This window comes from Nocardia sp. NPDC004340 (assembly GCF_053602575.1).
This window is the reverse complement of the sequence record NZ_JBSGDW010000001.1, coordinates 1,596,588-1,608,917: the sequence shown is the minus strand read 5'-3', so window position 1 is coordinate 1,608,917 and position 12,330 is coordinate 1,596,588. Positions and strand designations below refer to the sequence as shown.

The following is a 12,330-nucleotide window of genomic DNA, read 5'->3' as shown; positions in this document are numbered from 1 at the left end:
CTCAAGACAACACCTGATCCAGAGTGAGGAACAACACATTTCCGGCCAAATCGGTCTGTTCCAGGCCGGGTTCGACGGTCCCGATCCGGGCGGTCCGGCCGGTCTCGTCGCCGGTGGAACGCAGCCACAGGAAACCCGATTCGGCCAGATCCAGGGTGCGCGGCAACGCGGCCGCCACCGCGCCACTGTCGCTGATCCCGGCCAGGCTGACCCGGGTGGGGGTGGCGCGCAGGGTGGGCCAGGCGGCGGCGAACCCGGGGTGCAGGGGCCGGTCCACGACCTCGTCCTCGGGCACCCACACCAGATCCTGGCTCTCCAGATTGCCGCGGGTGCGCAGCCGGTCGGCGGCGTCGGCGATGACCGTGGTGTAGGTCCACCCGCTGGGCGCGGTCGCGGTCACCCGGGAACCGCGCACCCGGATCGAGCCGGACGCGATGCCCGCCTCCTCCTCGGCCTCGCGGACCGCGGCGTGGACGCTGGTCTCGTGCGAGTCGCGGGCGCCGCCGGGCAGCGCCCAGGTGCCGCCCTGATGGGTCCAGGCGGCCCGGTGATGCAGCAGCACTGCAGAACCACCATCGGCCAGCGGGGCACGCAGCAACAATCCAGCAGCCCCGAAACGACCCCATTGGCGGGTGCCGTCCGCGCTCTCCGCCCACCCGTCGCCGTCACCACGCATCTTCGCAATCCCATCGTCCGACCGCGCCGAGAACTACCGCGGGGATTCCCGCGTCACGGCGGCGGTACGTCCACAATAAGCTCATCCGGCAGGAACAAGTCGGTCGTTCGATTTCGGTCAGTGGGAGGTGAGGATGGCTCGAGCCGAGGAATTGAGGCTGGACGAGCTTTCCCCGCGCGCCGCCGCGGCAGCGTGGCGCGAACGGTTCGCTACCACTGAACTGCGCGCCTTCGCCGAATCGTCGCCCGCGAAGCTGATCGCGATCGGGCTGGTTCTGCTCGCGCTGTGCTTGTCCGCGGGCATCGTCACCGCCACCGCGGTGACCGATCGGCAACACGCGCTCGACGTCCTGCTCGACCAGTCCGAACCCGACGCCTACTCGGCGCAGCGGCTCTACACCTCGCTGTCGGTGGCCGACGCCTCCGCGGGCACCGCCTTCATTTCCGGTGGGCTGGAACCGAAGCCGGTCCGCGACCGCTACAACCAGGCGGTCGGCCAGGCCGCCGCCGAACTGGTGGTGCAGTCCACCGGCGGCGACGCCGACACCGACGCGCAACTGCGCACCGGCATCGCGACCGGGCTGCCGGTCTACACCGGCGTCGTCGAGACCGCGCGGGCCAACAATCGCAGTGGGCAGCCGGTCGGCGCGGCCTATCTGAGCGAGGCCTCCAACCTCATGCAGAAGTCCGTGCTGCCGATGGCGCAGGAACTGCAGGAGCACCGGGCCGCCGCCATCACCGAGACCCAGCGCAATCACGTGCGACCGCCGTGGCCCGCCATCCTGCTGCCGCTGGCGGCGGTGGCGGCGCTGATCGCGGCCCAGCTGTTCCTGTTCCGGCGCTGGCACCGGGTGCTGAACTTCGGACTGCTGCTGGCCACCGCGACCATGGTGGTGCTGCTGTCCTGGACGGTGATCGCGGGCTTCATCTCCGCGGTCGACACCACCCACGCCCGCGACAAGGGCAGCGTGCCGACGGCCGCGCTCACCGAGAGCCGCATCCTCGCCCAGCAGGCCCGCACCGCGGAAACCCTGAAACTGGTGCGCCGCGACACCAGCGCGGACTACGACCGCACCTACGACCAGGCCATCGAGAAACTGCGGAACATCCTGTCCGGCTACCGATCCGACGCGCCGGGCAGTGGTGACGTGAAGACCGCGGCGGCCGCCCTGGACCGCTGGCGGGCCGCTCACCAGCGGATGAACGACGCGCTCTCGAAGGGCGACTTCATCGGCGCGGCCGCGGTGGCCACCGGGCCGGGCGCGGTCGAGGCCACCGCCCAGACCGACGCCCTGGACCGCGCGCTCGGCGACGGCATCGCCGACACCCGGAACCAGTTGCGCGCCGACACATCCCACGCCGCCCGCACCCTGGATCTGCTCGGCCCCGGCGCGCTGGTGCTGAGCACCGCCGCCGCCGTGCTGATCGCCGTCGGGCTCTGGCCGCGACTGCGGGAGTACCGATGACCAGCCGACCGGTCCGTTCCCTGGTCGTGGCGGCCCTGACCGCGGCCGTGGCCTGTACCGCCGCCTGCGGGGACAACAGTCCGCCCCCGCCCGCGCCCTCGACCCGGGTCCCCAGCTACGTCGAACCGCCGCTGCCCTCCGGTGCGGTGGCGGCCCAGCCGCAGGCCACCCCGCCGCCCGAGGTGACCGACTGCGGCGACCCCACCGCCAGCCTGCGCCCCACCGGCGTGCGCAGCGGGCCGACGCTCGACGCCATCCGGGCCCGGGGCCGACTGCTGGTCGGCTTGGATCCGGGCAGCAACCTGTTCAGCTTCCGCGACCCCACCACCGGGGCGCTGGCGGGGTTCGACGTGGAGATCGCCCGGGAACTGGCCCGCGACCTGCTCGGCGATCCGGGCGCCATCGAATACCGGATCCTCGGCTCCGCCGACCGCGAGAAGGCGTTGCAGGAACACTCCGTCGACGTCGTGGTCAAGACGATGACCATCAATTGCGCACGGCGGCAACGGGTCACGTTCTCCACCTCCTATCTGCAGGCGCATCAGCGCGTGCTGGCGGTGCGCAATTCCGGGATCAACGGACTCGCCGATCTGGCCGGGAAGCGGCTGTGCGTGGTCAACGGCACCACCTCCCTGGACCTGGTGCGGCGCACCCAGCCCGCCGTCTCCATCCTCACCGTCCCCAGCTGGGCCGACTGCCTGGTGGTGCTGCAGCAGCGGCAGGTCGACGCGGTCAGCACCGACGACACCGTGCTGGCCGGCCTGGCCCAGCAGGATCCGGCCATCGAGGTCGTCGGGCCCAACCTGAGCACCGAGCAGTACGGCATCGGAATCTCGCAGGGCTCTGATGATCTGGTGCGCTTCGTCAACGGCACGCTGGAACGCATTCGCGCCGACGGTACCTGGAACCGGCTCTACCGCCGCTGGCTCAGCGCCGAACTCGGCGACGCCGCCATCCCGCCGCCCCCGAGGTATCAGGACTGACGATGAGCACTCCGTCCGATCCGCAGCACCCCGACCGCGGCGACGCCGAGGGCGTCCCGACCCATGCCACCAGCGTCGGACCGCACTGGCCCGCCCGCACCGAGGTCACCACCCGGCAGCCCGACGCGACCCAGGCCACCCCGCGCACCGAGATGACCCAGCGCGCACCTCGCATCGAGGACGAACCGGAAGTTCCCCCGGCGGAAGAGGTTCCGGTCTCCGAGGGCGAACCGCGCACCCCCACCCGGCCGTCCCAGCGCACCGCGCGCATGGCTCGCCCGCGCCCGGTGGTGCGGCGGCTCGGCGCGGGCCTGGTGCCGATCCCGACCGTGGAGCCGGTGGATCCGGAGCAGGCGGTGCTCGACGATCCCGTGGTCGCCGAGGGCCGCCGCTTCTGCTGGCGCTGCGGCAAACCGGTCGGCCGCGCCACCCCGACGCTGCCGTCCACCACGGCGGGCGACTGCCAAACCTGCGGCGCCCCCTACGATTTCCGGCCCTCCCTCTACCCCGGCGACCGGGTGACGGGCCAGTACGAGATCCAGGGCTGTATCGCGCACGGCGGCCTGGGCTGGATCTACCTCGCCATCGACCGCAATGTCAGCGACCGCTGGGTGGTGCTCAAGGGCCTGTTGCACGCCGGTGACGCCGAAGCCCAGGCGGTCGCGCTGGCCGAACGGCAGTTCCTCGCCGAAGTGGTGCACCCCAGCATCGTGAAGATCCACAACTTCGTGGAGCATCCGGGCCCGGACGGGACGCCGATCGGCTACATCGTGATGGAGTACGTGGGCGGGCATTCGCTGCGGTACCTGCTCGACCACTACGCGCCCGCCCGCATGCCGGTCTCGGTGGCCATCGCCTATCTGCTGGAAATCCTTCCGGCCCTGGACTATCTGCATTCGGTGGGGCTGGCCTACAACGACCTCAAGCCCGACAACATCATGATCACCACCGACCGGGTGGAGCTCATCGACCTGGGCGCGGTCAGCCAGTTCGAGGCGTACGGAAACCTGTACGGCACCAGGGGATTCCAGGCTCCCGAGATCGCGCACACCGGGCCCACCGTGGCCTCCGACATCTACACCGTGGGCCGCGCGCTCGCCGTGCTCACCCTGCACCTGCCGATGGAGCGCGGAGCGTACGTCGACGGCATCCCGGATCCCAAGGACGAACTGATACTGGCCCAGCATCCGTTCCTCTACCGGCTGCTGCTGCGCGCCACCGATCCCGATCCGGACCGCCGCTTCCCGTCCGCGCGAGTGCTGGCCGCCCAGCTCACCGGCGTGCTGCGCGAGATCCTGGCCGCCGAGACCGGCAACGAGCACCCGCAGCTGTCGACGCTGTTCAGCCCGCCGCGCACCAGCTTCGGCACCGGTGAACTCATCGCCCAGACCGACGGCATCATCGACGGCGTCGGCCGCGGCACCCTGCTGCGACCCGGTGACGTGGTGGCCGCGCTGCCGGTGCCCATCATCGATCCGGCCGACCCGTCCGCGCCGCTGCTGGCCGGCGCGGCCCACCCCGAACCCCGGCACTCGCTCGAGGAGCTGCGGCATGCCCGCCAGCGCGGGGCCGCCGAACCCGGCGGCGCGCCCGAGACCCTCGAACTGGAGGTCACCCTCGCTGAGGCCCGCGCGCACCTGGACCTGAACGAGCCCGCGGCGGCGCGCATGCTGCTGGCCCGGCTCACCGACGAACCCGAGCCGCCCGCCTGGGACTGGCGCATCGACTGGTATCTCGGGCTCACGGAACTGCTGGAGCTGGAGTACGAGCGCGCCTTCGCCCGCTTCGACGCGGTGCTCGAGGCGCTGCCGGGCGAGATCGCGCCCAAGCTGGCGCTCGCCGCCACCGCGGAACTCATTCTCCAGCACTGGGATTCGCCGGACCCCGAGGAATGGCGCTCCTACGCCGAGAACTACTACGCCACCGTGTGGCGCACCGACCGGGGCGTGGTGAGCGCCGCGTTCGGCCTGGCCCGGCAGCTGGCGGCGGCCGGGAACATCACCGCCGCGGTGCACGCCCTCGACCAGGTGCCGCCCGCCTCCCGGCACTACGCGGAAGCCCGGATGACGGCCATCCTCATGCTGCTGAGCTGCGCTCCGGCCGCGGAACTGGACGAGTCGACCCTCCAGGTGGCGGCGGCGCGCGTGCAGGACCTGCCGCCGGGTGAGGGGCGCGCGGCGCAGCTGCGGATCCTGTCGATGGGCATCGCGCTGGGCTGGGTGCAGGCGGGGAACAAGCCGAAGTCGGCCGGCTCCACGCTGTTCGGGTCGCCGTTCACCGAGCGGGATCTGCGGCGCGGCATCGAGGCGGGGCTACGTGGGCTGGCCCGGTCCGCGCCCGAACGCAATCACCGGTACGCGCTGGTGGACCTGGCCAACGCGGTGCGCGCCAAATCCTGGTTCTGACAGCCGGTCTCGGGGAATCCGGAGGAGCCCCGTGCCGCCCGCGGCGGTCTCGAGGGCAGCCTGAGACCATGTGACCGGCGAGGGATTGACGGCCACCACCGCGGTCGTGCGTGGTGCGACACGGGTTCCGGTGGACCGGCGGGAACCGGTCCGGGCACCACTGTGCCGACCGCATCATGATGTTTTCGTGAGGAAGCCTCAGCCGACCAGCTGCGCGGCCGCGCGGGCGATGGCGAGCTCCTCGTTGGTCGGCACCACCAGCACCGAGATCTCCGAGTCGTCGGCCGAAATACGGCGTGCGGTCCGGTCTTTCGCGGTGTTCCGGTCGGCGTCGATCCGGATGCCATAGCGCTCCAGACCCGCCAGCGCCTCCGCGCGCACCCGCGCGTCGTTCTCGCCGACCCCGGCGGTGAACGTGATCGCGTCCACCCGGCCCAGCTCGATCAGGTACGCGCCGATGTAGCGCCGCAACCGGTGGATGTAGACATCGAACGCGAGTTTCGCGGCGGGATGGCCGGTTTCGATCAGACGGCCCAGCTCGCGGAAGTCATTGACCCCGGACAGGCCCTTGATCCCGGAATACCGGTTGAGCAGGGCGTCCACATCGTCGACATCCATGCCCGCGGTACGGATCAGGTGGAAGATGATGCCCGGATCCAGATCCCCGGACCGGGTGCCCATGACCAGGCCCTCCAATGGCGTCAAGCCCATGCTGGTGTCCACCGCCTGCCCCGCGCGAATGGCGGAGGCGGACGCACCGTTGCCCAGGTGCAGCACGATCTGGTTCAGCTCGGCGCGATCCCTGCCGAGGAACTCCGCCGCCTGCCCGGACACGTAGTCGTGCGAGGTGCCGTGGAACCCGTACTTGCGGACCCCGTGCGCCGCGGCGGTTTCCGCGTCGATGGCGTAGGTCTTGGCGGCGGCGGGCAGATTGTGGAAGAAGGCGGTGTCGAACACCGCGACCTGTGGCACCCGCGGCAGCAGCGCCCGCGCGGACTCGATGCCGATCACATTCGGCGGATTGTGCAGCGGCGCCAGGGCGGACAGGTCGGTGATGGCCTGCACGACGTCGTCGGTGATGAGCGTCGGCTCATAGAACACCTCGCCGCCGTGCACCACCCGGTGCCCGACCGCGCCCAGATCGGCGTGCGCCAGATCCTGGCCGCTCGCGATGAACAGGTCGAACACCACCCGCAGGCCCTGCGCGTGATCGGCGATCGAGCCCTGGTACTCGAAAGTCTTCTCGCCCGTGTGGTGTTCGACGGTCACCGCGTCCGACTCGACCGCCTCGCCGATGCGCTGCACCATGCCGTGCGCGCACACGTCGGCCGTGGCGGGCTCCAGCAGCTGGTACTTGATCGACGAGGAACCCGAATTGATCACCAGGACCTTCATTTACGCCTCCTGCTGCGCCTGAATCGCGGTGATCGCGACCGTGTTCACGATGTCGGCGACCAGCGCGCCCCGCGACAGATCATTGACCGGCTTGTTCAAACCCTGCAACACCGGGCCGATCGCCACCGCGCCCGCGCTGCGCTGCACGGCCTTGTAGGTGTTGTTGCCGGTATTGAGGTCCGGGAAGATGAAGACCGTCGCCTGCCCGGCCACCGCGGAATTCGGCAGCTTGGTCTTTGCCACCGCGGGCTCGATCGCCGCGTCGTACTGGATCGGGCCCTCCACCAGCAGCTCCGGGGCTCGATCGTGCACGAACTTGGTGGCGTCGCGCACCTTGTCGACATCCGCGCCGGTGCCCGACTCGCCCGTCGAATAGGAGAGCATGGCCACGCGCGGGTCGATGCCGAACTGGGCGGCGGTCCGCGCCGACGAGATGGCGATATCGGCCAGCTGATCCGAGGTCGGGTCCGGCACCACCGCGCAGTCGCCGTACACCAGCACCCGGTCCGCCAGGCACATCAGGAACACGCTCGACACCGTGGACACGCCCGGCTCGGTCTTGATGATCTCGAAGGACGGGCGGATGGTGTGCGCGGTGGTGTGCGCCGCGCCCGACACCATGCCGTCGGCGACCCCCATGTGCACCATCATGGTGCCGAAATACGAGATGTCGCCGATGTATTCGCGAGCCCGTTCCACCGTCATGCCCTTGTGGGCGCGCAGGCGGGCGTACTCCTCGGCGAATTCGTCACGCAGCGGACAGGTCTGGGGATCGAGCACCTCGGCGGCGTCGATGTCCACGCCCAGTTCGGCGGCGCGGCCGCGCACCGCGGCCTCGTCGCCGAGAATGGTGAGGTCGGCGATCTTGCGCTGCAGCACCCGGCCCGCGGCGCGCAGGATGCGGTCGTCGTCGCCCTCGGGCAGCACGATGCGCTTGCGGTCGGCGCGGGCCCGTTCGATGAGCTGGTACTCGAACATCTGCGGGGTCACGATGTTCGGAATGGGAATCTCGATCTGCCGCAACAGCTCCCGCGGATCGACCCGCTCCTCCATCAACGCCAGCGCGGTGTCCACCTTGCGCATACTGGACAGCGAGACCCGGCCGCGGGTCAACGCGGTGGCCTTGGCGGCATCGAAGGTGCGCAGGTCGGTGGACAGGATCGGCAACCGCGGCTTGAGGCCCGCCATCAACCGGGCCACCGCCGGATCGGGCAGCATGCCGCCGTTCATGATGATGCCCGCCAGCGACGGAAAACCCTCCGCCTCATGGGCGTTCACCAGGGCGAGCAGCACGTCGGAGCGGTCGCCGGGCGAGATGACCACGACGCCGTCGGTGAGACGTTCCAGAATGTGCTCGGCGGTCATGCCGCCGACCATCACATCGAGGGCCTCACGGTGCATGAGTTCCGGGTCGCCGCTGTAGATCTCGCCGTCGATCGCCTCGCGCAGCTCCTCCATGGTGGGGGCCTGCAGCAGCGGCACCTCCGGCAGCGTCCAGGACGGCACCGCGCACGCCTTGGCCAGAGCCTGGGCGTCGGCCTCCAGCTGGTCGGGCTCGCAGCGGTTGGCGACCACCGCCACCAGCTTGGCGTGCTCGGCCACCAGTTCGCTGCGGCACAGCTCCACCAGCTGGCCCAATTCGTCGGGGGTGCGGCCGATTCCGCGCACCACCAGCAGCACCGGCGCACCCAGATTGACCGCGATGCGGGCGTTGAACCGCAGTTCGCTGGGGCTGGCCACATCGGTGTAGTCCGAACCCAGGATGAGCACAGCGTCGCAGTGTTTGGCGACATCGTGATAGCGCATGACGATCTCGCTGATCGCCGCGTCCGGGTCCGCGTGCACCTGCTCGTAGGTGACGCCGATCGCCTGGTCGTAGTCGACGTCGGCGGTCGAATACTCGAGCAGCAGCTCGAGGATGTAGTCCCGGGCGGTGGCGGACCGGGTGATCGGCCGGAACACGCCCACCCGCGGGGTAGTGGCCGCCAAGGCCTGGAGTACGCCGAGCGCGACCGTCGACTTTCCGGTGTCGCCCTCGGGGGACGCGATGTACACACTGGAGACCGGTGTGGCAGCCATGGCCGAAAGCCTACCGACCGTTATGCGCCCTTTTCCGCAGGGACGGGCATGCGGGTTCGATGCCCGTCCCCGATGGAGATCACCCTCACATCCAGTTACGTCTCGCCCACCCAGTGTTCGGGGCGCGTCTCGTTCTGGACTGAGTGGAGCGGAGGAGCGAAGCGGAGGAGCGGAGGGAGGGAAGAACGAGACCTCCAGCGCCCCGAACCCGCCTGTAGCGAAGCGGAAGGCAATTAGACACCGAGCGCGCGGAGTCGGGGAGCGAGGTCGCGCTCGAACAGGTCGAGGAAGCGGCGCTGGTCGTGGCCCGGGGCGTGGAAGACCAGGTGGTTCAGGCCCGCGTCGAGGTAGGGCTTGATCTGCTCGACGGCCTGATCCGGGTCGCTGGCCACGATCCAGCGCTTGGCGATCTGCTCGATCGGCAGCGCGTCGGCGGCGGCCTCCATCTCCATCGGGTCGGTGATGGAGTGCTTCTGCTCCGCGGTCAGGGACAGCGGGGCCCAGAAGCGCGTGTTCTCCAGCACCAGAGCGGGATCGGTGTCGTAGGAGATCTTGATCTCGATCATGCGGTCGATGTCGTCGACCGAACGGCCCGCCTTGGCCGCGCCCTCCGCGACGGCCGGCATCAGCTTCTCGGTGTAGAGGTCCATGCCCTTGCCCGAGGTGCAGATGAAACCGTCACCCGCGCGCCCCGCGTACCGGGCCACCAGCGGGCCGCCCGCCGCGATGTACACCGGGATGCCGCCCTTGGGCACGTCGTAGATGGAGGCGCCGACGGTCTTGTAGTACTGGCCGTCGAAGTCCACACGCTCGCCGGTCCACAGCGCGCGCATCAGCTCCACCGACTCGCGCAGCCGGGCGAACCGCTCCTTGAACTCCGGCCACTCGCCCTGGAAACCGGTCGCGATCTCGTTGAGCGCCTCACCCGAGCCGACACCCAGCATGATGCGATCCGGGTACAGGCAGCCCAGCGTGGCGAACGCCTGCGCGATCACCGCCGGGTTGTAGCGGAAGGTCGGGGTCAGCACCGAGGTGCCGAGCTGAATCCGATTGGTGCGCTCCCCCACCGCGGCCAGGAAGGCCAGCGAGAACGGGGCGTGCCCGCCATTGTGCCGCCACGGCTGGAAATGGTCGGAGACCGTGGCGCTGTCGAGGCCGTGCTCCTCCGCCGCCACCGCGAGCTCCACCAGCTCACGCGGGCCGAACTGTTCGGCGGACGCCTTGTAACCGAGCTTGAGGTCCTTCACCTGGGCACTCCTGTCGCCATGCTGCGCTCGCGCCGGTCGGCGCGAACGGCCTCCTTCGCACACTAGTCAGCACCGGAAGACGGTGCGGCAGCGGTCACACCGCAGGAATATATGAGCTTTCGATCCGCGGATAGCGGAGAATATGCGCGTGACCAACGCGAGCCGAGAACCGATCCTCTCCTACCTGACCGATATGGACGGCGTCCTGGTCCACGAGAACCACCTGGTGCCCGGAGCCGACGAGTTCCTCGCCGAACTGCGCGACAACCAGATCCCGTTCCTGGTGCTCACCAACAACAGCATCTACACCGCGCGCGACCTGCAGGCCCGGCTCCAGCACACCGGCCTCGACATCCCCGTCGAATCCATCTGGACCTCCGCCCTGGCCACCGCCACCTTCCTGAAGGACCAGCGGCCCGACGGCACCGCCTACGTGGTCGGCGAATCGGGGCTCACCACCGCGCTGCACGAAATCGGTTACGTCCTCACCGATTCCAACCCCGACTACGTGGTGCTCGGCGAAACCCGCACCTATTCGTTCGAGGCCATCACCACCGCCATCCGCCTGATCGCGGCGGGAGCCCGCTTCATCGCCACCAACCCCGACGCCACCGGGCCCTCGCGCGAGGGCATCCTCCCGGCCACCGGCTCGGTCGCGGCCCTGATCACCCAGGCCACCGGTAAGAAGCCGTACTACGTGGGCAAGCCCAACCCGCTGATGATGCGCTCAGCGCTGCGTCGGCTGGGCGCGCACTCGCAGTCCACCGTCATGATCGGGGATCGCATGGACACCGACGTCATCTCCGGTCTGGAGGCGGGCATGCGGACCATCCTGGTCACCACCGGCATCTCCACGCCCGCCATGGTCGAGCAGTTCCCGTACCGCCCGACCGCCATCCTGCCATCGGTCGCCTCGCTGGTCGGCAAGACCAAGGACCCGTTCGCGCTGTAGTCAGGCGGCGCCCGTCGCGTCGTCCTCGAGTGCGTCGAGGGCGGCCGACAGGGTCGTCAGCGCGTCCACGACCCGCTCCAGCTCATCCCTGCCCAGTTGCGCGACAAGGCGTTTCGCCATCGCCGCGTGCTGCGGGTCGATCGCGCGGACCGCGTCGTGACCGGACTCGGTGATGGCCACCAGCTTGGCGCGCCGATGCGCCGGATTCGGCTGGTACTCGACGAATCCCTTGCCCTCCAGCACATCCGCGATGCGCTGCACGCTCTGCCGGGTGATGCCCATCTCGCGGGCGATGCCCGCCACCGGCAACGGCCGGTGCAGGATCGCGCCCAGTACCTGCCACCACGCCACCGTGATCCCGGACGGCCTCGCCAATTCCTCGGCGATGCCGAGGAATTGGCCGTTCAGCTTGAACGACGTGACCGCCGCCGTCGCGAACAGTTCCTGCCCGGTGCGCGTCACCGCGCGGCCGCCCGCTGCTGCTCGTACTCGTAGAGCGTGTAGAAGCCCGCGGGATCGTTGTTTCCGTACAGCTTGTACCAGGCCTCCAGCACGTGCGGCTCGAAAATGTCCAGGCGAGCAAGGATCTCGCGCGCGAACTCGACCGGGCTGGTGCCGGACGCCGTGATCACGTCGCCACCGGTGACGGCGGGCGTCTGGACGAAGTGCTCACCGCCCGCGTAGCCGCTGTAGGCCAGGTATTCGGCGGCATTGCTGGTGTGCGGCCGATCGTCGAGCAGCCCCTCCTGCGCCAGCGCGAAGGTGCCACCGCAGATCGCCGCCACCGGGATCCCGGCCGTCACGAACTCGCGGGCCTTGCGGGCGAAAGCGGCGGGGGCCTCGGGATGAAGCTCGGTCTCCAGGCCCGGCAGGATCAGCATGGCACTGTCGCCCGGCTTCAGATCGTCGAGGACGACGTCCGGCAGGACGCGCATGCCACCCATCGAGGTGATCGGTTCGGCGCTGACGGCGACCGTCTTGACCTGCCATGTTCCCGGGTCACGGTGCCAGAGTGCGCGATTGATGTGTGCGGTCGCGTGGCCGACCTCCCAGTCCGAGAAGGTGTCGTAGACGGCCATGTGCACTGTTTTCATCATGACAGCATGCTGTCATTTTTGACAGCATGCT

10 protein-coding genes are annotated in these 12,330 nt (G+C 69.8%); 4 read left to right on the top strand and 6 right to left on the bottom strand.

Annotation, left to right across the window (positions count from 1 at the left end; genetic code table 11):
• Position 1: 1 nt before the first annotated feature.
• Complete coding sequence (locus tag ACWEOI_RS07090) at positions 2–676, bottom strand: NUDIX domain-containing protein (RefSeq protein ID WP_452359141.1); 675 nt, start codon at positions 674–676, stop codon at positions 2–4.
• A 133-nt stretch (positions 677–809) separates the two neighbouring features.
• Between ACWEOI_RS07090 and ACWEOI_RS07085 the strand changes: the two genes are divergently transcribed.
• From ACWEOI_RS07085 to ACWEOI_RS07075, 3 genes are read left to right on the top strand one after another with little or no spacing between them, the layout of a single operon-like run.
• Positions 810–2,141 (top strand): hypothetical protein, encoded by a 1,332-nt coding sequence (locus tag ACWEOI_RS07085; protein WP_433669056.1) that lies wholly within the window; start codon positions 810–812, stop codon positions 2,139–2,141.
• Complete coding sequence (locus ACWEOI_RS07080) at positions 2,138–3,124, top strand: transporter substrate-binding domain-containing protein (protein WP_433669058.1); 987 nt, start codon at positions 2,138–2,140, stop codon at positions 3,122–3,124. Before ACWEOI_RS07085 ends, ACWEOI_RS07080 begins: the two co-directional genes overlap by 4 nt.
• Before the next feature lie 2 nt (positions 3,125–3,126).
• Complete coding sequence (locus ACWEOI_RS07075) at positions 3,127–5,529, top strand: tetratricopeptide repeat protein (RefSeq protein WP_452359140.1); 2,403 nt, start codon at positions 3,127–3,129, stop codon at positions 5,527–5,529.
• Positions 5,530–5,727: 198 nt separating this feature from the next.
• Here the strand turns inward: ACWEOI_RS07075 and ACWEOI_RS07070 are convergent, their stop codons facing one another.
• The 3 genes from ACWEOI_RS07070 to fgd form a co-directional block, all read right to left on the bottom strand.
• Complete coding sequence (locus ACWEOI_RS07070) at positions 5,728–6,924, bottom strand: acetate kinase (protein WP_452359139.1); 1,197 nt, start codon at positions 6,922–6,924, stop codon at positions 5,728–5,730.
• Positions 6,925–9,003: a phosphate acetyltransferase gene (gene pta / locus ACWEOI_RS07065; RefSeq protein ID WP_433669064.1), complete on the bottom strand. Its 2,079-nt coding sequence runs from the start codon at positions 9,001–9,003 to the stop codon at positions 6,925–6,927.
• Positions 9,004–9,236: 233 nt separating this feature from the next.
• Positions 9,237–10,250, bottom strand: a complete 1,014-nt coding sequence (fgd, locus tag ACWEOI_RS07060) for a glucose-6-phosphate dehydrogenase (coenzyme-F420) (protein ID WP_452359138.1) — start codon at positions 10,248–10,250, stop codon at positions 9,237–9,239.
• A gap of 193 nt (positions 10,251–10,443) precedes the next feature.
• Here fgd and ACWEOI_RS07055 point away from each other — a divergent pair, with 193 nt between their 5' ends.
• On the top strand, positions 10,444–11,202 hold the full coding sequence (locus ACWEOI_RS07055; protein WP_452359206.1) for an HAD-IIA family hydrolase: 759 nt from the start codon (positions 10,444–10,446) through the stop codon (positions 11,200–11,202).
• Here ACWEOI_RS07055 and ACWEOI_RS07050 read toward each other — a convergent pair whose 3' ends face one another.
• Together ACWEOI_RS07050 and ACWEOI_RS07045 are read right to left on the bottom strand one after the other, a co-directional pair.
• Positions 11,203–11,664, bottom strand: coding sequence for a MarR family transcriptional regulator (locus ACWEOI_RS07050; RefSeq protein WP_433669067.1), 462 nt, complete (start codon positions 11,662–11,664; stop codon positions 11,203–11,205).
• Complete coding sequence (locus ACWEOI_RS07045) at positions 11,661–12,299, bottom strand: DJ-1/PfpI family protein (protein WP_433669069.1); 639 nt, start codon at positions 12,297–12,299, stop codon at positions 11,661–11,663. Before ACWEOI_RS07045 ends, ACWEOI_RS07050 begins: the two co-directional genes overlap by 4 nt.
• Between the last annotated feature and the right edge of the window lie 31 nt (positions 12,300–12,330).